This is a genomic window from Pseudoalteromonas luteoviolacea, assembly GCF_001750165.1.
GTDB classification, from domain to species: Bacteria; Pseudomonadota; Gammaproteobacteria; order Enterobacterales; family Alteromonadaceae; genus Pseudoalteromonas; species Pseudoalteromonas luteoviolacea_G.
The window spans coordinates 3,463,907-3,484,520 of the sequence record NZ_CP015411.1 but is presented as its reverse complement, the minus strand read 5'-3'; the positions used below and the strand labels follow the sequence as shown (position 1 = coordinate 3,484,520).

The following is a 20,614-nucleotide window of genomic DNA, read 5'->3' as shown; positions in this document are numbered from 1 at the left end:
TTTGTGAATCTCGTCTATTACTAGGATTATCTCTGTATTTTTCGTATAATTCGCGGCAATTATGCAATGTGGACTATGTGGTCGAGAGAATGAGTCTAGCAGAACAAATCATGCCTGAGGATTATATATTTCCTCCAAAGCCAGCACCGTTAAATGACGAAGAGAAAGAGCAGTATAAAGCGCGTATCAAGTCGTTGTTAAAAGAGAAAAATGCGGTATTGGTTGCCCATTATTACACAGATCCAGTGATCCAAGCGCTTGCTGAGGAAACTGGTGGTTGTGTTGCAGATTCATTGGAAATGGCACGTTTTGGTGCTAAGCAAGAAGATGCAGATATTATTATCGTCGCGGGTGTTCGTTTCATGGGTGAAACGGCGAAAATCTTAACACCTGAAAAAACAGTTGTGATGCCAACTCTGGCCGCGACCTGTTCATTAGATGTGGGTTGTCCAATCGATGAGTTTTCTAAGTTCTGTGATCAGCATCCAGAGAGAAAGGTTGTTGTATACGCAAACACGTCTACCGCGGTAAAAGCACGCGCTGATTGGATTGTCACGTCATCATGTGCTCTTGAAATCGTAGAGCATTTAGACTCTGAAGGGGAAACTATCATTTGGGGCCCTGATAAGCACTTAGGTTCTTACATTCAGAAGAAAACTGGCGCAGATATGATCATGTGGAATGGTGCTTGTATCGTTCATGATGAGTTCAAGACACAAGCTCTGAAAGACATGAAAGCCCTTCACCCTGATGCAGCTGTGTTAGTGCACCCAGAATCACCAGCTGAAATCGTTGACTTAGCTGATGCTGTAGGCTCAACAAGCCAGCTAATTAAAGCTGCACAGGATATGGACAATAAGAAGTTCATCGTGGCGACAGATCGCGGTATCTTTTACAAGATGCAGCAGCTTTGTCCAGAAAAAGAGTTCTTCGAAGCACCAACGGCAGGTGAAGGTGCAACGTGTCGTAGCTGTGCTCACTGCCCGTGGATGGCAATGAATGGCTTGCAGGCGATTGAAGAAGCGCTTATTAACCCTGAAGGTAAAGAAGTATTCGTTGATATGGAGTTACGTGAAGGTGCATTACGCTCACTTAATCGTATGCTCGATTTCTCGGCGAGTTTGAAGCGTTAATAATAAATTTGTTTGTAATCTGTGCAGTTGGCTCAGATTACAAAAAAAATACTTGCTAAAAGGCGCGGGTTTTCATAGTATTAGGCCCGCTTTCAGTGCGGAGAGGTGGCTGAGTGGCTGAAGGCGCACGACTGGAACTCGTGTATAGGTTAACCCCTATCGAGGGTTCGAATCCCTCCCTCTCCGCCATTTCTTTCCTATATAATCGACACTTTAAAATTTCTTGTATATTTTTAAACATCCCTTAGTTATTAACTAGTTTCCTTTGTTGTGTTTGGTATTTCCCTGTGCACATCGTTTTCTATATTACTTTATATTTTAAAACCCATTTTGATATTTATCATTTAGGTTTTTTAGTTCAAACTGACGTCAAAAGTACACGTATTGATAAGTGACTTGGATTGAAAATATTTTTTCATGCAGCTGCACGCTTAAACTAAAAAACTGACCTTTTGTCTACAATGTTTACTATTAAATTCATTGTTAGGATAGAATATCAGCTGTTCTCATATAGTTTTGAGCCAAGGTAGGTAGAATATATGCGCAGTGACGAATGTTTTTCTGATACATATTTAGCGCCAATAAAACATATTGCATCAGGTGGTATGGGTGATGTGTTTCTTGCCAAGGACACTCGCCTAAATAGGCAAGTTGCGGTAAAAAGAATTAAGTTAAGTCATAAACCCGACGATCTTAAACGTAAAGAGCGAGCACTTTACGAAGCGCGCTTAATGGCCAAAGCTAATCATCCAAATGTTGTTCAGTTGTACGATATCATTGAAGTCGGATCAGATCTGTTACTTGTGCTGGAGTATGTCCCTGGTCAAACATTAGCGAAATATATGAAGCAAAAGCTACTTACGGTAGCAGATAAGCTGGCACTATTACAAAAGGTAGCCAATGGCCTATGCTATATTCATCAACAAGGGCTGATTCACTGTGATATTAAAGCGAGCAATATTCTTATTTCTAACACCTCTGAGGTGAAACTGTCTGACTTTGGCATTGCAAACTCTACACAGAGTAACGTCCCCGAGCAACGCATAGGTGGCAGTTATGGCAGCATGAGTACGATGTCTCCAGAGCAGCTTGAGGGCAAGCCAGTTCAACAGTCGACAGACGTGTTTTCTTTTGGCGTGCTTTGCTTTGAGTTTCTCTTTGGCTGCCATCCTTTTGGCACAGCGAAAGGCTCTGAACTGGCTGAGTGCATTGAACAAAGTGCTTTTATCGAGCCCAGCAGTTTAACACCTGATCTGCCCGTTGAATTTATTCAATTACTACGCAATATGTTGTCTAAATCGCCTGAGTCACGTCCATCAGCGAGAGAAGTGTTCTCGGTGCTTGGCAGAACGTTGGCGTTACTCGAAGTAACCGATGCGGAAGATACGGCGTTATTTTCAGCTACACAAGAACTGAAACATGAGCCCAGAACGCTAATACGACCAAAATATGTTTATAGTGGTTTTGTGTTGAGTGTGTTGTGCTTAATTGTTTATGTAGGGTGGTCTTTTTTACAGCCAAAAAGCGAGCTTCATTACGCCTTGGTGCTTGAGCCGCAAATAACAATTAGTGACCATAGTGAGAGAGTTGGCGCTAATTTGTTACACGCTACAATTGATAGCGCAATTCGACAAGTCATTATTACTGCGACTAATGCAGAGTTGATTAATCATAGAGAATATAGCGATATCAAAGATGTAGCTGGTTTAGCAAAGGCAACCGGCGCAACAGCTATTTTTCTTCCCGAAGTTAAGTGCGAACATGCTCAATGCAATGTTCGCCTTTCCTTACTCAGTGGAGATAGCCAATTGGTTTTGGGAGAACTGAATACGCAAACGAGTAAAGATAATTACTTTGTTATTCACTCAATCTATGAGCGGTTTGCAACTAAATTACTTGGCCAGCCTCAGCAGGATGAAAGGCAAAGCGTTATGTCTACAGAGACGGCGTTTTTTGAGGAATACCTGAGTGTCTATCACGGGGTTAATATAAAAGGAGATCTCTCTCATTTTAACTTATCTCGTGCGCTTGATTTGATAGAGCAAGATCCTAATTATTTACCGCTGTATAGCCTTGTAAGAGATTTATTGCTGGAGCGCTATCATATTGATAGGGAACAACAGTACATCGATAGGTTAACAGTGCTACTCGATACAGCGCCAGAGCGCTACAAATCATCTAAGCCTTATCTGGTTGATAGGATTGTGCTGGCAATTGAAAGTCAGCAGCAAGAACTCGCTGACGAGTTATTTCATCGTTTGTCTGTCTATGGTGAGACGGCATCGAGTTATCAGCTAAAAGGTTATTATTTCTATAGACGACATCAAATAGATAAAGCAATAGAGATGTATTTGAAGTCTGTGTTACTCAAACCTGATTTGAACAATAAATATAATTTGGCCGTTATGTATCTTAATAATGGTCAAGTTATTGAATCTAAATCATTGTTACATGAAGTTGTTCAGGTATTCCCTGATTTTACGAGGGCACATCGGCTTATTGCAAATATTAATATGTTTGATGGGCACTGGCAGGGCGCCGCAGCAGGTTACCTAGCAGTGTTAGAAAATAGCAAAAGCTCGGAGGATTATAATAACCTTTCTCTTGCTTATTTGTACTCTGGAAAAATTGAATTGGCATTATCTGCTGCAAAGCAAGCGACCGAACTAAGTCCTGAAAACCTCGCTATGAGGCTTAATTATGCGGATTTGTTATTACTCGGTGAGCAAAATGAGCGAGCTGTCGAGCAATACAATCAGGTAGCCAATGGTGTACGCGAAGATATGTCTGTCAACGAGTTAATTGCAGCTGGACAGGCAATGGCTCATTTAGAGCGCTACAGCGATGCTCTACACTATTTATACAAGGTAATAAAGCTAACCACAGACAAAATAGAATATGCTTATGGAGCAACTGTGATTTTTACACTCACAGGTGATCATCACTCTGCGTTGCTCCACTATAACGAAACGATTAACGGCGGCTATTCATCTAATTGGTTTAACTTGCCTTGGTTTAAGCCACTATGTAAGTACCCGCAGTTTAAATCATCACATGAGGGATTGTGCTTATCTGGGCGGAATTGGGCGACCAATGATAAGTATCGGGTCAATGATTAAGTTTGCAGTGTCTGCTGCCAAATTAGAGTTAAGTTGAGTGCTTGATACCCTGTCAGCTAACACGATATCGAATTTTAGCTCTGTTTTGATATCTAATGGGAGGTCTTTTGGTACTATCACGGCTAGTTTAAGTACACTGTCGCTGTATCCACTTGTGCTGTTGTCGAGAATACTTGTACTGAAGCTTTTTACATGATCTAGCTGTTTAATATTGGCTGCACTAATGGTGTAATTTTTTGCTGTATCATCATCTAATTTATATAAAAAGTTCACTGCAATCCCATATTGGTACTGATCTTCATTTAGTTCTACTTCAAACGGGTTATTGGCGTAGTTGATTGTTTCTTTTTGTGATGTTGAAGGGTCGAACGTGATCACTGCTTGATCTGCACTTTTCTGTGGATTGAATTGCGCGCTAAAGTCAAAAATAGAACCTGAATGCTGGATTTCCTCACTATTTTTCAGCTCTATGTTGAGCTCGTTTATCACATCGTTCATTTGTAATGTCCTTTCATATTTATTTAAGTCGAGCCTATGCAAATATTCACTTAGCCTTTGGGCAATTATGAGAATAGAAGAATATTCTATTACATGGTATTACACGGCCCCGCTTGCCTTAATTATCATGCAAACCATGTATTCGAATTGCCTATCAGCACAGTGTGTACCAAGACATTAAGGGCAAAGCAGTACGGGAAGCTTTTAGGATGAATAATTTAGAGTAATTTGCTTGGTGACATTGCTGTTCCATACTTTCTGACCAATACTTATATGTGACGATCTAGTACACCTTCACTCAAATAATCATGAAGGTATATAACTGAACAGATAGAACAGGCAAGCGATGCAAGAAGAACTATTAAATTCGGTTATAAAAATAACGAAAACACGTGACATCGATTCGTTGGAATATAGCTTGTTGTCGACAATACAGGAGTTTATAAATTGTCAGCGTATTTCAGTGTTCAAAACGATTCAGGGGCATGGGCCGTGTACCGTGGAGCGCAGCCTTGCACTTATGGTACATGACGTTGGCGAGTATGAGTGGTTAGATAGGGTGATTTTGGATAATCCCCATGCAGAGCTGAGCTCTTGTTTGCAGTCAGCGTGCAGCATTACGATGCAAGATGCGGCAGGTGCAGAGCGGCGTTGGTTACCGATTGTGATCCATGATAAGCCCGTTGGCGCTATAGAGGTACAATGTCGGGGGTTGGATAGTGCGCAACAAGTGATGTTGAATGCGTTTATCCGTATCTACGAAAATTATCTGACGATATTGCGCGAGAATGAGCGGGATAAGCTTACTGGCCTTTTGAATCGTCAAACTTTCGATAAAAAGCTAAAGCAGCTTCTTGAAAAGCAAATGCTGGAACAAAATCGTGCTATTCGTGATGGGTCTGACTTGCGGACTTTACATCAGGGTGCAACATCATGGCTGGCAATGCTGGATATTGATCATTTTAAAAGCGTCAATGATACCTATGGTCATGTTTGCGGTGATGAGGTTCTGCTAATATTGGCGCAGCGTATGCAGGACTTTTTTCGTTCTACAGACTTACTGTTCCGTTTCGGTGGTGAAGAGTTTGTAATTGTATTTGAGCCTGCTGATTATGAGTCAATAAAACAAAAAATGAATGCATTTTTAGAGCTCGTACGCCAGACGTCATTTCCGTTTATTAAAAAGTTAACTGTGAGTGTTGGTCTTGCTCGTATCAGTCCTTATGATTTTCCGATTAATGTTTTAGAAAATGCGGATAAAGCATTGTATTTTGCGAAAGAACATGGACGTGATCAGGTAGGTTTTTATGAAGACTTGATATCTCGCAAGCAAATAACAGATCATATTGAAAGCAGTGATATTGATTTATTCTAATCGGATTAAGGTGACTTTGACTATGTAGTGACCTGACTGTGGCTGCTTATACACATTTTTCTGTCATACCCTGTGTATTTCTCTTAAACTGTTCAATCTAATCGACTTTCAGCTAAACTAAAATGTTGCATATAATTCAATCTAATCGTATGGAAGCGTTGCAAATTCAGTTTAATACTGTGATGCAAACTGCACCTTTGAGTGATCCATTTGTCAGTGAAACCGTGTTAGTCCAATCTCCGGGTATGTCACAGTGGTTAAAAAATGGATTGAGCGAACATATTGGAATTGCAGCGCAAGTAGACTTTCCCCTGCCTTTGAGCTTTATTTGGCGCCTTTATCAGCAATTTTTACCTGATGTGCCAGCAGAGTCTCCTTACAACAAAAATAATATGGCATGGAAGTTATATAATATACTGCCTACTAAGCTATCCCTACCTTTATATTTGCCACTTGCTAGTTATTTAAATGCCGATAAGGCTTCTGAGCAAGATCCTATAGACGGCTTAAAGCTATTCACATTGTGTGAAAAAATTGCCGATGTTTATGACCAATATTTGATGTATCGACCAGATTGGTTGGCTTATTGGGAATCTGGTACTGATGAGTTACTAGATGTCGATGTTGAAATTGCGCGCTGGCAACCTGATTTATGGCGAACTTTAGTTGAGCATACGCATCAATTAGGCCAAAGCCCATATAACCGAGCTAATATGCATGAGCAGCTACTCACGGCGCTTGCGAATGCGGATAGTGCAGAATTGCCAGAACGCATTTCTATTTTTGGGTTATCGGCAATGCCAACCAGTCAACTTGAGGTTTTTCAAGCCCTAGCCAGTAAAACGGAAGTTTTACTATTTTTCTTTAATCCCAGTGAGCATTATTGGGGGGATTTGGTTGATGAGAAAACACAGGCAAAAATCCACGCGAAATATGTCAAGCGACCAGAAATTGATGCCAATTTAGATGAGGAGCAAGACTATTACAATGTAGGTAACCCATTGCTGTCATCATGGGGAAAACTTGGTAGAGACTATCTTGAACAGTTATTGCAGCTGGATGCGCGCTGGCTAGATGGATTCGTAGAGGATTTTAATGACTCATTATTATCGCAGATCCAAAATGAGATCTACCAATTGGCCTTTAAGGGAGAGTCTTTGCAAGCGGACCCCAATTGGTTTGTAAGTGATGAAGGGAAACTGACTATACAAAAGCATGATAATAGTATTTATTTGCAAGACTGCCACACACCGCTTAGGGAAGTAGAGTGTTTACATGATCATCTGTTGAATTTATTCAATCAATATGAGGGCCTGACACCGAAAGACGTGATTATCATGATGCCAGATGTGGGCGCTTATAGTCCCTATATTGAAGCGATATTTGGCAGTGCTCAAGGGAGTCGATATATCCCATATGCCTTAGCTGATATGGCCATAGAACAAGAAAAGCCCGTATTGTCCTCATTCGTGACGTTAGTAAATTTGCCGTTTAGTCGTTTTGGTGTCTCAGATATTTTGGATTTGTTGGCAGTAGAGGCGATTTCAAGCCGTTTTGAACTAGAGCCTGCTGAATTTGAACAAATTAAATATTGGTTGGAACAAGTTGTGATTAAGTGGGGGTTAGATGGCGAAAATAAAGCTGAACATGGGCTACCAGAAATTCCTCTAAACACATGGCTTCATGGTTTAAATAGATTGCTGTTAGGTGTGGCAACAGGTCAAGAAGAAACGGATTTTGGCGGTGTTTATCCTGCTGATTTAGTTGAGGGCATGGCCATTAATATCTTGAGTAAGCTGGTGGCATTTATTGATGCATTGAACAGCGTTAAGCGGCAGCTAAATAAATCTGGCACCTTAGCACACCAGGCTGAGATGTTGCGGATGCTCTTGACGACTTTTTACCATCAGGAAGCCGAGCAAAGCTGGGATTTAATGCAGCTAAATAAGGTGATTGAGGGGATCGAAAAACACTATGAAAGTGGCGATATGCGATCACCTGTGGAGCCAAGGGTATTGGCCTATTTAGTTAAACAAGGGATCCAAGAGAAAGGGGTGGGACAGCGCTTTTTATCTGGCGCAGTCAATTTTTGTACGCTGATGCCGATGCGTGCGGTGCCATTTAAAGTGGTGTGTTTGCTTGGCATGAATGATGCTGATTATCCCCGACAAGTTCAACCTATCGGCTTTGACTTGGTACCGGCATCTTCTCGACGAAAAGGTGACCGTTCACGTAAATTAGATGACAGATATCTCTTTTTAGAAGCTTTATTGAGTGCGCGGCAGCATTTTTACGTAAGTTACATTGGCCGCTCATGTTTCAATAATGAGGTTCAGGTTCCTTCTGTTTTAGTCAGTGAGTTATTTGAATACATCGATCGCAGTTTTCAATTTATCGACAGCGATACGCCGGTTAGCGAACACCTGAAACATCAAGTACCACTTCAACCTTTTAACGCATTGCATTATCAACCAGGTGTATTGCAAAGTTTTAATCCAAATTGGTTGTTTGAGTCAGCAGAGCAAGCGGTGGTTAAAGCATCACCGTTAGCTATGGCACTGCCTAGTGAATTAGAGCTAACTCAGTTTTTGCGCGCATGTACTGCACCACAAAGCTATTTTTATCAAAATTGCTTAGGCGTAAAAATTAATCCAGCCCGTGAGTATCAAGATGATACTGAACCATTTTCTTTAGATCCTCTTACACGCTATCAATACTTGCAAGAAATTGTAGATGCGCAGATAAACAATGTACCAGTTAGCTCAGAGCAACTGCTACAGAGAGGCCATTTACCTCAAGCTTATGTTGGCGAGATACAATTAGAATTACTCGCACAGCGTGTTATACCAATGGTGGGCGTATTGAAATCCAAATTGTCTAACGCACAAGCGCCTATAGACGTGAGTATAGAAATCAAAGGCATTAAAATGGTTGGCTGGCTCGACAAGATATTTGCTAACGAGCAGGTCTTTTACCGACCTGCGAGTATTAAAGCGAAAGATAAAATAAGGGCTTTTATTTATCATTTACTCGCTAATATCACTGTGTCGGCAATGAGTACGACCGTAATTGGCTTAGATGAGCAAGTCACTTTTGAGCCCCTAGATAAATCGAGTGCAATGCAGTTATTAGAGACGTGGATTGATTTTTACCAACAATTGACTGCCCAACCTGTGCCATTTTTTCCTGCCTCTAGTTATGCATTTGCAAGTACGGATGATATAGGTAAAGCGCAATTAAAATTTGCGGGTGGTCAATATATTGGTATGGGTGAATCTGAGGATCCCTATGTTGCACTGAATTTTAGAGAGTTAGAATCTTGTATGGAAGAGTTCATGTCACTCAGCAAGTCTTTATTAGGGCCAATTATTGCGCTAGAAAAGGAGCTGCAGCATGGAGATGCTTAACCCGGTAACGATGCCACTGTATGGTCATAACTTAATCGAAGCCAGTGCAGGAACGGGGAAAACCTATACTATCACTGCCTTGTATCTTAGATATTTACTTGGTCTTGCAGACTCTCAGCACGCCACTTGCTTGAGCGTGGAACAGATACTGGTTGTGACGTTTACTGACGCTGCAACTCAGGAAATTAAAGATCGAGTGCGTGCTAGGATCATAGATGCTCGAGATACCCTGCTAGGGGCTGAGTGTAAAGATCCGCTGATCCCCGCGTTGTTGGAACAAGTCGAAGATAAAAAGGCTGCGTTTAAACTGTTAGATGCGGCAGCAAAATCGATGGACGAGGCGGCAATTTTTACAATCCATGGATTTTGTCAGAGGATGCTAAAGCAGCATGCTTTTGAGTCAAATTTAAGTTTTAATTTAGAGTTTATTATTGATGAAACTGAGTTGTTAAAAACCGCAGTGGAAGATCATTGGAGAAAATTTTTATATACCCTAGATAAGGAGCAGACAGCCCTAGTCTTAGAGCATTTCTCGCATCCACAGAGTTTGATGAAAAAGTTACTACCGCTGCTTGGTAAAGCAGGTGCAACACTTTCACCAAACGTCAGGCTTGAAGAAGTCTTGTCTGCACGAGCACAATATCAAGCACGAGCTGCGGGGTTCAAACAGGCTGTGCGCGAAAGCGAATTTATTGCTTGTTTAACGGGTTCGAGCCTGGCTAAAAATAAAGCGCCAGGGCGAGCGGCAAACATCAACGCATTAGACGATTATATTGCCTCGGATGCGTGGTATTTTGAGTTTGGTACGAGTAAGCATTCGTTTAACTTGTGGGGGAGTGCACAGTTAGGCGATGCCAAAAATTATAAAAAAAATGCTGAGCTTATCTCTCATGACATGATCGCGCTATTTGATGAGATGGCGGACTTGCACCATCAAGTGAAAAATCTATTACCGATAGCGTTATTGCAAGATGCATTGGTGCAGGTCAAACAGCTTTTAGTGCAGCATAAACAAACTCAGAGTACGATATCACCAGATGATTTGTTGAGTAATTTATATAGCGCATTGCAAGGTGAATCGGGGGAAATACTAGCCACAAAAATTGTTCAACAATTTCCGGTCGCACTGATCGATGAGTTTCAAGACACTGATCCTATCCAATACGGTATTTTTAGCTCAATATATGAGGGGGCTGACGGCTCTGCTTTGACTATGATAGGTGATCCTAAGCAGGCGATTTATGGGTTTCGTGGCGCAGATATATTTACTTATATAACAGCAAAGCAAGCGGTAGATGAGAGTCGGCATTTTACTTTAGCTAAAAATTATCGCTCGGCAAAATCTGTGGTAGATAGTATCAATGCGGTTTTTTCTCAGCACGAGCAAAGCTTTATATTCAATGATGATATTCCATTTTATGCCGTTGACGCTCAAGGCAAGTCACATCAACAGTCTCTCAAAGGCCATTTCGATCATGTTTTAAACTTTTGTGTATTTGATAGTGCTGGCGAGGTGACAAGCAAAGCCCATGCGCATCAAGCGCTCGCACAAACTTTTGCGGCAAAAGTTGCTACGTTGCTTTCTTGCTCTGCGCAAGGGCAAGTGATGATAGGCGATAACCCAGTTAAAGCGGCTGATATCTGTGTGCTAGTGCGGGATAGGAATGAAGCTTCAGTGATGAAACAGGCGCTACATGGATGTGGCGTAAGCGCCGTATACTTGGCCAGAGATAGTGTATTTTCTCAACCAGTTGCTGGCGCGTTAAATCAACTTTTGCACGTCCTACATGGTGCGTATGATGAAGCAGCCTTAAGAGGAGTATTAGTAAGCCCTCTGTTTTCATTAAATTATGAACAGGTTTATACACTTTCTCAGCATGAGACACAGTGGCAAAGTTATTTAGACTTTTTTGCAGAGTTAAAGCGCATTTGGTACCAAAGTGGCGCAATGGCAATGTTAGAAAAGCTCATGGTGCGTAATCAACTAGCAAATACATGGCGTGATAATGGTTATGAAGTCGAACGCTGGTTGACAGACTACCGACATCTTGCAGAATTACTGCAACACAAACAAATTGAGCTGGAAGGGACTCAACGTGTTTTGAGGTGGTTGAGTATTCAGTGTGCTGAAGCGACGCTTGACGGTGCGCAATTACGTTTGGAAAGTGACGCTAATTTAGTAAAAATTGTCACTATGCATGCGTCAAAAGGCCTTGAATATCCGATCGTTTTCATGCCATTTGCGCTTGGATACCGTGACCCAAGCGAAATTGTTTACCACAAAAATGATAAATTAGTCATTGATTTAGATGCCGATGATGATGCGACACTAGCGGCATCAAAAGAGCGTCTCGCTGAGGATATTCGACTGCTCTATGTTGCTTTGACACGTGCAGTGCACTATTGCGAATTAGGACTGTTTAATATTCCCCTAGGGCGAAGTAAAAAGCTCGGTATTGGTCAGACAGCACTTGGTTACGCTTTATTCGGTGGCTGTGATTTTAAAGACGCGCAACAATGGCATCAAGCGTTAGGGCATATATGTCAACAGCATACGGGCATGTCTATGGAGGTTTTTACGGAGCCACAATCAGCGTATTTTGGTGAAAAGAAAACTTTATTGCCAGAAAACCTGTCAATTAAGACACAAACAGCGTCTATCGAAACAAATTGGCGTACAACTAGCTTCAGTCAGTTAAGTTATCATGCACATCACGATGATAGGCCTGCAGGTGCGCTTGATGAACGCCATGAACTAGATTTACCTAGACTCGCACAAACGCCGCTTAAGACGCCATATAGCTTTGTGAAAGGTGCTAAAGCGGGAAGCTGCCTTCATGAAATTTATGAGCAAATTGACTTTACTGCTCCACATGACCCCATTGCGCCTGAAAAACTACCTTTGAGTGATGTTGTTGAGGCATGTTTAGAAAAATACCAAATTGATACGCAGTGGCAGGAATGCGTCGTTTTGTGGGTGGAGCAAAGCCTAGCCTGCTCGTTGACGGCAGCCGGCGACCTATCATTAAGTCGTATTTCGCCCGCCGATTGTTTAGTTGAAATGGAGTTTCATCTGCCGCTAACGGCGCTGAGAGCAAATCAGTTAAATAAAGTTTTAACGGACATAACAGGCCAGCCAAGTTATTTACAGTTTGATGAGGTAAAGGGCATGTTAAAAGGCTTTATTGACCTTATTTTTCGCTGGGAAGGTAAATACTTCGTGCTAGATTACAAGTCAAATTACTTGGGAGATGACTTACGCGATTACAATGATGATAATTTAATGTCAGCAATGTCGTCTCATCAATACCACTTGCAGTATTTGATTTATAGTGTTGCTCTGCATCGTTTACTTAAATACCGCATCGCGAATTATTCAATCGAGACACATATGGGCGGCGTTTATTACTTGTTTTTGAGAGCACTGCCTCAAGGTGGTGGTGTTTTCTTCAAATCTTTGACTGAAGAAGAGTTATTAACTCTTGATGCGCTTTTTGAGTCGGAGGCACTGTAATGTCACAAATTTCACTAGACTTTACACCGCACAATTTTGACGACATGTTGTTTTTAGAGGTTCTGATTGAACAGCGAAAAGTAAGAAGTGTCGATATTGCATTGGCTAAGCTGCTGTGTAATGGGCTCTATGATGATGTTTTTTACCTCATTTTGTTGTTATTAAAAGCAGAGCAAAGCCAAAACAGTTGTTTAATACTCGATGATTTAGATTGGTTTAACCCGTTTGAGTTAAATGTGGAACAAATTGAGCAACCGATTGAATTAACTCCATTTAATGACAAAGTGAAAGCATTAGAATCTGTTAATTCTCATCCTGCAGTTGGAGACAGTAAGCCTATAGTGTTGTTCAATGGTCAGTTATATTTGGCGCGATTGGCTGGTTATGAGGCATTTTTAGCTGAGCGTTTTATTTCATTGGCTCATCGCAAGATTGATCTTAATTTAACTCAGTTGACTCAACTACTTGATATCTATTTTCCAGAGCAAGTTGAAGACACGATAGATTGGCAAAAAGTGGCGTGTGCTATTGCTGCCTCAAGTGCATTTTGTGTGATTACGGGCGGTCCAGGTACTGGGAAAACAACGACCGTCACAAAGCTGCTGGCAGTGTTACAGTCACTGTATGCCAAAGCGCCACTCAATATTAAGCTGGTGGCACCGACAGGAAAAGCAGCAGCAAGGCTGAGCGAATCAATTATTGGTGCGAAAGGGCGGTTAAATTTGGCACCAGAGTTAGCAGATTTAATACCTGAACACGCACAGACAATCCATCGTTTACTTGGGGTGATCCCCAACAGTAATAAATATAAGCACCATGATAAGAACCCCTTGCATTTAGACTTGTTGATAGTGGATGAAGCTTCCATGGTTGATTTATCACTCATGCGTAAGTTGGTTTCGGCGTTACCTGAAAGAGCTAGGTTGTATTTATTGGGTGATAAGGACCAGTTGGCTTCTGTTGACACCGGTTGCATTCTTAACGATTTATGTACTGATTTACAGCTTGGTCACAATCCGAAATATTCATCGGATAGAGCAGCTTTCCTTAATCAAGTATGTTTTGGTGGTGCACCAAAGTTGTCTGGCACCAGTGGTAAGTTCCTGTTACAAGATGTGATGGCATTTTTGCAGCATAGCCATCGTTTTAAAAGTGATAGTGGTATCGGCCAGTTGGCAGGTGCTGTTAATAACAACGATCATAAACATCTTGACTGGGTTATCCATCAAGACTTTTCAGAGTTAAGCTTGTACGGCCTTTCAAATGAATCCTATTTAGAGATGATCGAGCGTGCTGCCGCAGCCTATAGTGGTTATCTACAAGCTATCCATGCGGGGAAAAGTGCCGATCAGATACATAAGTTGTTTTCTAATTATCAGCTCTTAGCTGCCGTACGCGAGGGACCATATGGTGTTAATGAGCTGAATAAGCGCATTGAACACAAGCTTGCTCAGCAGAATTTAATAAAACCATATAGTCGTTACTATTCTGGCATGCCGATAATGATCACCCAAAATGATTATCAACTAAAGTTATTTAATGGCGATATAGGTATTATTTTGCCAGACAGTAGTGGACAGCTATTTGCGACTTTTATGGATGAACAAGGGACATTACGCTCAATTAACCCAGCCCGTTTACCCAGCCATGATTTGGTTTACGTGATGACAATTCATAAATCTCAGGGCTCTGAATTTAATTATACAGCGATGATATTGCCACCAATTCAAAGAGCAAGGCAGGGTATTAATAGGCAGCTCGTATACACAGGGATCACACGTGCTAAGAATCATTTTGAATTGATCTGCCAACCTCAGGTTCTTAGATTAGCGATGAATAAAACGGTCGGTAGGAGCTCTGGGTTACGATTTAGGTTGCTAAAAGATTAATTTTTTGTTTTTTATTTGTTTCGTTACGATATTAGTCTATGGTTATGACTAAAGCAGAAATAGATGATAAACCTGCTTTTTATTGCCCAGTGAATGTGCCGCCAAAGTCGTAGGCGGCCTTTTTTATTACGACTGACTTGAGTTAGCCTTTTACCAATAGAATCCTTATCCCTTATTGACTTTTGTTCATTTATAGCGCTAGATAAAGTTAAAGTATTTACTCTGAATGAGTGTCATGATGAAAAGTTTAGAGAGTCATTTGGTGCAATATGCCCTCTATCATAGGGATAACCGTAACATCCGTACACACTTAATAGGTGTTCCTTTAATAGTCTGGTCAGTGATTTTATTGACGTTTATACCGCTTTTTGAATTAAGTGGTATTCAAATTACGTTGTCTAGCTTATTGACTACTGCAGTTTCTTTTTATTATTTGTATTTGTCTCCGAGGTTAGGCGTGGTCATGATAGGTATGCTGGCTCTTGGAAACTTACTTGCCATGCAGCTTTACACTCAATTTATTCAATCAGGCGTACCGGTGACTATATTTTATTTCGGTGGGCTTGGTGTGTTTTTAATTGGCTGGGTTGTGCAGTTTATTGGTCATTATTATGAGGGAAAAAAGCCTGCTTTTGTCGATGACCTAATCGGCCTTTTGATTGGTCCTTTATTTGTATTAGTAGAGGTCTTATTTAAGTTGGGATTAATGAAGGGATTAGAGGAAAATATAATTTCACAAGCTGGGCCCTATCGAAATTAGGTGATAGGTGCCCCGCTAGAGTGGTTAAAGGCTCATACGTGTTTCGAGCTGAGTTCCTTTTAGAATGGTTACGTCTTGGCAGTTCAACCGCAGTTGGCCATTGTTGGTTTCAATGATATATCCAGCTTCAGGTGCTTTATCTGGGGATGTTTCGCTCAACTGTTTGCGCGCTCGGTGGACCATGATATTCATATGATTCATTTGAATACCAAGTTGTTTTGCCAGATCCTCTCTGTAAACCCAGCCTTGAGACTCAGGATCAAGTCCAGCTTGTTTGTCTTCAATCCTTGTTCTAGCAAGTAGCAATAACAAGTAGTGATGGCTGCGGCTGCCTAAATTGAATTCTTGACCTTCCACATGCAAAGAAAGCTCTGTTTTCTCTTCATCTAGGCTAACCGCGAAACTGAGTGCTAACGGCTTCACAGCGGGTTGTTGCTCTAAATGTTTCGTCATTGTAGAGATCCCTGCGCAAAAAAACAGCCATTGCTCACCAAATAGATTAGTGATCCCTCCGTCGATGAGTGCTTGGCGATCTGACGTGTTTAGGTCTTCTAGAAACCAGTAATTAAGTAAAGCGTCGTAATAGACAATATGACTTGGCTCTTCTTCATTAGGAAGGAGCATTTGATTTTCGATTTCAATTACATTGTTACGGTTATTTTGCGAAACAAAGTATTGGCAATTCGCATTTAGACTGCCAACGACAAATGAGTTTTGACTAGGAGCAGCGAAATCGATTTTATCATTCTCAGATAACTGGTAGGGTAAATTTTTATCAATTTTTCGGTCATTTATCCAGATACCATTGGTACTTACGTCACGAATGAGCCAATTATCATTCGTGTATTCGATGATAGCATGGTGTCTCGATATACCAGGCTTATCTAGAAATGTATCAACATTGAATTTGTACCGCCCAAAGGTATGATAACTCTTTAGATAAATTTTTTCGAGCTTAAGCTCATCGATTAAGTAAGCCATAAATTTTCCTAGATTTCCGTATAATTGCTAAAGGCTAGCAGCACGTATTATTTGCAGAAATTCTACCTGATATGAGGCGTGCCTCGCTAGAAAAAAGTACCGCTCGCATTAATTAATTCAAGATGAACAAGAACGTATACATTACCTAAAGCGGTTAAGCGAGTAATTACGCCTGATTACTCTATCAGTAGCATCATAAAAGTGGGCTCACTTACGTGAGCACCATTAAAGGGAAATCTGCAAGTGTGGCTGTAATTTGTAGCCTGTTATTGTGTTAGTTCTTTAACTGATAAAACCATTGTAGGGAGAATAACTTATTTTATCTATTACAGCGGATTACAGCACTTTGCTACGATGTCATCGTACCTTTAATCAGCCTTGCGTTCCCTTGAACAATGAACCATGCTTTTTTATATAAAGTCGGATTATAAGTCCACAAGAGGTGGTATATGAGTGAGTTTAAATTATTAAATACGACTAAGCTGGAAGGGATCTATCAGTTTTGTGAGCATTATGAAGGTAACCCGTTATCGGTATTCAGTCCAGCAGAGCAAGTTGTTACAGATTTTACTCGGCGACAACCGCAAATGATATTAAAAGACGTGGATATTGATCATGCATTGTTCATGATGGTAAATGGCCATGTTAGGTGTAAATTGGTCATAGATCATGACGACACGTTTGTGGGAGTTGTTAATTCTAAGGACTTAACTGGCAGAAAAGTTTTGATGACAGCGCAGAAGCGTAATGTAGCGCGCTCAGATCTCACAGTAGAAGACGTAATGACCAAGAAAAGTGAATTGCATGCAATGTATTATGATTGTGTCAAAGATGCTCGGATCGGTGATATTTTAGAAACCTTAAAAGAACTTGGGCACCAACATGTCCTTCTAATGGACAGAAATCAGGTTTTGCGAGGCATGATTTCTGCTTCTGATATAGCGCGTGCTCTGCATATACCAGTCAATATTTTGCAAAAAGCGCATTCATTTAAAGAGATCTTTGAAATTATTTACGAACATGGAGAAGTAACGGCCTGATATTAGCCGTTACATACCAGAAACTTTAGAGGCTATCTAAGTATTTGATAACACCGATAATGGCAGCAACCTGGCCGTCGGTACACTCTTGTTCGGTGGTGTTCTGACTATCGGGATAAACCTCAGTTGTTGTTACAAAGGGTGCTTGTGTGAAGCCCATACATAGTCCAAGAGCGGTTGCGTCGTAATTGATCACTCCAAATTGTTCAATATCAACGCCAATCAATTGTGAACTTTCGTCAGCATCGGCGATATGTGTCACTCGTTGTACGGTCTCAATAATGCACTTTTGAAATGCAGGTTCTGGTTTCTGCGAATGACCGACCAAGTAAAATCCGTCGGGAATATTCCAGTTGTTATTTATTTTACCGTCTCGTGCGGCCAGCGCAGGGCGAAATTCGCTATTGTCTGTGTCTGTTGTTTCATGAAGATCAATATGTGCGATGATATTTGCGGAGCTTCGATTTATATATTGCATCGCATGATAAGACTCTAGCGCTGGGCTATCACTGTAAAAAGAGCGATTAGGATCGATTGCATTTGGGTTCCATCTATTGATCGTTTCAAAACCCCATGGGCTAATGCATGGCAAAATGATAAAGTTAAACTTATCTGTAAAGCTAGACATTTGGTATTTAGCAAATGCTATAGCGCCCATAACGCCACTGGTCTCGTAACCATGTACACCACCCGTAATCAGTATAGTAGGTAGTTCGGTATTGATATGTTTACTTTTTAGCGCGAAAAGTGGATAGCTATCATCTTGATAACTCAATAGGCCGTACTCTTCTATATCGCATAAGGCACTCAAAGCCTGAATCTCACTGATAACAAGCGTTTTGTAACAGCGTTTTTTTGATTGAGACTTCAACCAAAGCTTTTTCTCTGTGTCTCCCCAAGGGGTCCCTGAAGTGCCTATTTGATATTGCTTCGACATTACTTAACTCTCATCAGATTTTTAGGGCATCCTAAGTTGATTATTTATCAATGGCAAACTTTTAAGCCAAGTAACCAAGTTGAGCGAGTGACCTTTTTTGTGCTTTAGTAATCTTAAATGCCAGCAATGTGATTGTTTTTTCATAGGTGTGAATTTGAATTACTCGGAGTCCCAATGCGTTTCTTGTAGTTAGTTTTTGGATCTCCTCTGATGGAATAAATTGCCTTTTTGCAAAGAGGTTTAAGTAGGAGAAACCTTGATTACAGATAGTCACCTTCTTCTGTCCCGAGATAGTAAGCATAAAATGCACTAGGGCGACGAAAAGTGCTGAAACCGCGATAATAAATTGTAATGTAGCAAGTTGAGATAATTGCATTTCTAAAAATAGTTTTGCGGCGCTAAGCAATACTAATGAGACAATTAGAACGAGTATGTAGAATGAAATATTAACCTGAAGCCTAAGCTCTTTCATTTTTAATTCCTATTTTATATCTGTGTTTTTTTTAAGTTTGGGAAAGATATTGGAACAAAATGGAGTAAATATGAATCTGAGCATGATTTGTTAAAAACACGATTTTTCTATGGTATTTCCCTCCATTTATCAACCAAAATGTTGAGAAATCCGCATTTGCGATAGGATTCTTCAATGAATTTCGAAGCTCTGAGTTGTTTTATTCCCAATTCGAGAGAATTGAAAATAGCTTGACTATCAGGATGCTTTTTGCTGATCACAAAGTGGCGGCTATCTTGCAGTGCAACTTTAATACCTTTAATCGCTTTGACAGTATAGCCTTTTCCAGTGTACCTGAAAGGGGTTTGATTGTTGAATGGTATGAGCATAATATCGACCCATTCGTTACTTACTAAGCGTGCCATAATTGTCCAGTCTGATTCATTAAATAATTGTTTGGGTTTTAATTGCATGAGTGTTGACCAGTCAACGGTCCATGCTTTGTTACTAATGACTGTGACTTGTGAAAAATCTTGCTGGATCTTCTGACTCAGAATATCGGCTCGTTTTTCTGATGTGTAAACACCCGCATAATACTCCCCTTTTCTTATGATGGGAGATGATATAAAGACACTATTATTCAAAGCTTTTGCTTGTGAAAGCCACAATGTATCAACGCTAATGATGGACATACCTGCTTGAAGTAGGATTTCTTCACGCTCTTCGTGGTCAATCATAAAAAATTGCAAAGTGACATCTGCTTTCCCTTCAATAAGTGCCCTTTGAATAACGATTAAGTCGACTACATCTCTTTGACATAAAGGATGATCGAATATATCTGGGGATACATCTTTGATGCTTCGATTATCGAGAATAGTTTGTGCATAGCTAAAAATATCCCTATTTACAGGGACAGCGATGATGTCACTTGCTAGGGAGTGGCTGCAAGAGCTGAAGATTAACAGTGCAAAATAAATGAGTATCTTGGACATTTTTTACCATTTTAATTGCCCAGTTTTAAGGCTAGCGCATGGATGACAACTTGTATATTTTTTAAGTGACAATAACTGCGTAGTTTTATATGTTCATTAAGATAGCATTTTAGGCATACCGTCAATTGAAGGAGTCAATAATGAAGTTTGAACAACTATTATCACATTTAGACAGTGGAGTTTGTGTTGAGCAATTACAAAAAGAGTCTCTGCTTGATATTGCACTGATGTCGCAATGTGTATGTGGTGAAATTAGACCTAGCGAGTTAAGTCATGTTTTACAATGGGCCAATTCTCTGCAATGGAATGCATCGATTTCATTGAATGACTATATTGATGAGTCTATTTCTAAGTGCTTGTTAGCATTAAAAAGCAACAGGTTACAAAGCTTTATAGATCAACGCATGCAACAAATAGAAGATGCACCCCTTAAAGATACAGCTCAATTTTTAATTAATAAAATAAATACAGCAAACCGAGAAAAGGCAGAAGCTAATATATAGCTATATATTAGCTTA

At 40.6% G+C, this 20,614-nt stretch carries 14 protein-coding genes and 1 tRNA gene; 10 read left to right on the top strand and 5 right to left on the bottom strand.

Annotation, left to right across the window (positions count from 1 at the left end):
- Positions 1-89: 89 nt before the first annotated feature.
- From nadA to S4054249_RS14610, 3 genes are all read left to right on the top strand, one after another.
- Entirely contained in the window at positions 90-1,133 is a 1,044-nt protein-coding gene (gene nadA / locus S4054249_RS14620) for a quinolinate synthase NadA (protein ID WP_046356080.1), read from the top strand.
- 99 nt (positions 1,134-1,232) lie between these two features.
- A tRNA-Ser gene (locus S4054249_RS14615) sits at positions 1,233-1,322 on the top strand.
- Positions 1,323-1,672: 350 nt separating this feature from the next.
- The gene (locus tag S4054249_RS14610) at positions 1,673-4,252 is read left to right on the top strand and encodes a serine/threonine-protein kinase (protein WP_046356079.1); all 2,580 of its coding nucleotides are present in this window, start codon (positions 1,673-1,675) and stop codon (positions 4,250-4,252) included.
- Here the strand turns inward: S4054249_RS14610 and S4054249_RS14605 are convergent.
- The gene (locus tag S4054249_RS14605) at positions 4,202-4,750 is read right to left on the bottom strand and encodes a hypothetical protein (RefSeq protein ID WP_046356078.1); all 549 of its coding nucleotides are present in this window, start codon (positions 4,748-4,750) and stop codon (positions 4,202-4,204) included. The genes S4054249_RS14610 and S4054249_RS14605 overlap by 51 nt on opposite strands.
- 346 nt (positions 4,751-5,096) lie before the next feature.
- Between S4054249_RS14605 and S4054249_RS14600 the strand changes: the two genes are divergently transcribed.
- From S4054249_RS14600 to S4054249_RS14580, 5 genes are all read left to right on the top strand, one after another.
- Positions 5,097-6,125: a GGDEF domain-containing protein gene (locus S4054249_RS14600; RefSeq protein WP_046356077.1), complete on the top strand. Its 1,029-nt coding sequence runs from the start codon at positions 5,097-5,099 to the stop codon at positions 6,123-6,125.
- 122 nt (positions 6,126-6,247) lie between these two features.
- Positions 6,248-9,532 carry an exodeoxyribonuclease V subunit gamma gene (gene recC / locus S4054249_RS14595; RefSeq protein ID WP_046356076.1) on the top strand — a complete coding sequence of 1,095 codons (3,285 nt, stop codon included), beginning with the start codon at positions 6,248-6,250 and terminating at the stop codon, positions 9,530-9,532.
- Positions 9,519-13,046: an exodeoxyribonuclease V subunit beta gene (recB, locus tag S4054249_RS14590; protein WP_046356075.1), complete on the top strand. Its 3,528-nt coding sequence runs from the start codon at positions 9,519-9,521 to the stop codon at positions 13,044-13,046. The genes recC and recB overlap by 14 nt, the downstream gene beginning before the upstream one ends.
- Positions 13,046-14,935 (top strand): exodeoxyribonuclease V subunit alpha, encoded by a 1,890-nt coding sequence (gene recD / locus S4054249_RS14585; RefSeq protein WP_046356074.1) that lies wholly within the window; start codon positions 13,046-13,048, stop codon positions 14,933-14,935. Before recB ends, recD begins: the two co-directional genes overlap by 1 nt.
- Before the next feature lie 238 nt (positions 14,936-15,173).
- The gene (locus tag S4054249_RS14580) at positions 15,174-15,695 is read left to right on the top strand and encodes a DUF962 domain-containing protein (protein WP_046356073.1); all 522 of its coding nucleotides are present in this window, start codon (positions 15,174-15,176) and stop codon (positions 15,693-15,695) included.
- Between the two features lie 24 nt (positions 15,696-15,719).
- On the opposite strand, the gene S4054249_RS14575 is transcribed toward S4054249_RS14580, so the two are convergent.
- Complete coding sequence (locus S4054249_RS14575) at positions 15,720-16,676, bottom strand: FHA domain-containing protein (RefSeq protein WP_046356072.1); 957 nt, start codon at positions 16,674-16,676, stop codon at positions 15,720-15,722.
- Between the two features lie 449 nt (positions 16,677-17,125).
- On the opposite strand from S4054249_RS14575, the gene S4054249_RS14570 reads away from it, so the two are divergent.
- Complete coding sequence (locus tag S4054249_RS14570) at positions 17,126-17,716, top strand: CBS domain-containing protein (RefSeq protein ID WP_046356071.1); 591 nt, start codon at positions 17,126-17,128, stop codon at positions 17,714-17,716.
- A 25-nt stretch (positions 17,717-17,741) separates the two neighbouring features.
- On the opposite strand, the gene S4054249_RS14565 is transcribed toward S4054249_RS14570, so the two are convergent.
- From S4054249_RS14565 to S4054249_RS14555, 3 genes are all read right to left on the bottom strand, one after another.
- The gene (locus S4054249_RS14565) at positions 17,742-18,653 is read right to left on the bottom strand and encodes a M14 family metallopeptidase (RefSeq protein WP_046356070.1); all 912 of its coding nucleotides are present in this window, start codon (positions 18,651-18,653) and stop codon (positions 17,742-17,744) included.
- 61 nt (positions 18,654-18,714) lie between these two features.
- Positions 18,715-19,125 carry a hypothetical protein gene (locus S4054249_RS14560; RefSeq protein ID WP_046356069.1) on the bottom strand — a complete coding sequence of 137 codons (411 nt, stop codon included), beginning with the start codon at positions 19,123-19,125 and terminating at the stop codon, positions 18,715-18,717.
- A gap of 107 nt (positions 19,126-19,232) precedes the next feature.
- Entirely contained in the window at positions 19,233-20,096 is an 864-nt protein-coding gene (locus S4054249_RS14555; protein WP_046356068.1) for a hypothetical protein, read from the bottom strand.
- Between the two features lie 140 nt (positions 20,097-20,236).
- Between S4054249_RS14555 and S4054249_RS14550 the strand changes: the two genes are divergently transcribed.
- The gene (locus S4054249_RS14550; protein ID WP_046356067.1) at positions 20,237-20,599 is read left to right on the top strand and encodes a hypothetical protein; all 363 of its coding nucleotides are present in this window, start codon (positions 20,237-20,239) and stop codon (positions 20,597-20,599) included.
- Positions 20,600-20,614 lie beyond the last annotated feature (15 nt).

Excerpts from the sequence above, each read along its gene's own strand:
- nadA (WP_046356080.1), top strand. The coding sequence starts at position 90 with ATGAGTCTAGCAGAACAAATCATGCCTGAGGATTATATATTTCCTCCA.
- S4054249_RS14610 (WP_046356079.1), top strand. The coding sequence starts at position 1,673 with ATGCGCAGTGACGAATGTTTTTCTGATACATATTTAGCGCCAATAAAA.
- S4054249_RS14605 (WP_046356078.1), bottom strand. The coding sequence starts at position 4,750 with ATGAACGATGTGATAAACGAGCTCAACATAGAGCTGAAAAATAGTGAG.
- S4054249_RS14600 (WP_046356077.1), top strand. The coding sequence starts at position 5,097 with ATGCAAGAAGAACTATTAAATTCGGTTATAAAAATAACGAAAACACGT.
- recC (WP_046356076.1), top strand. The coding sequence starts at position 6,248 with ATGTTGCATATAATTCAATCTAATCGTATGGAAGCGTTGCAAATTCAG.
- recB (WP_046356075.1), top strand. The coding sequence starts at position 9,519 with ATGGAGATGCTTAACCCGGTAACGATGCCACTGTATGGTCATAACTTA.
- recD (WP_046356074.1), top strand. The coding sequence starts at position 13,046 with ATGTCACAAATTTCACTAGACTTTACACCGCACAATTTTGACGACATG.
- S4054249_RS14580 (WP_046356073.1), top strand. The coding sequence starts at position 15,174 with ATGAAAAGTTTAGAGAGTCATTTGGTGCAATATGCCCTCTATCATAGG.
- S4054249_RS14575 (WP_046356072.1), bottom strand. The coding sequence starts at position 16,676 with ATGGCTTACTTAATCGATGAGCTTAAGCTCGAAAAAATTTATCTAAAG.
- S4054249_RS14570 (WP_046356071.1), top strand. The coding sequence starts at position 17,126 with ATGAGTGAGTTTAAATTATTAAATACGACTAAGCTGGAAGGGATCTAT.
- S4054249_RS14565 (WP_046356070.1), bottom strand. The coding sequence starts at position 18,653 with ATGTCGAAGCAATATCAAATAGGCACTTCAGGGACCCCTTGGGGAGAC.
- S4054249_RS14560 (WP_046356069.1), bottom strand. The coding sequence starts at position 19,125 with ATGAAAGAGCTTAGGCTTCAGGTTAATATTTCATTCTACATACTCGTT.
- S4054249_RS14555 (WP_046356068.1), bottom strand. The coding sequence starts at position 20,096 with ATGTCCAAGATACTCATTTATTTTGCACTGTTAATCTTCAGCTCTTGC.
- S4054249_RS14550 (WP_046356067.1), top strand. The coding sequence starts at position 20,237 with ATGAAGTTTGAACAACTATTATCACATTTAGACAGTGGAGTTTGTGTT.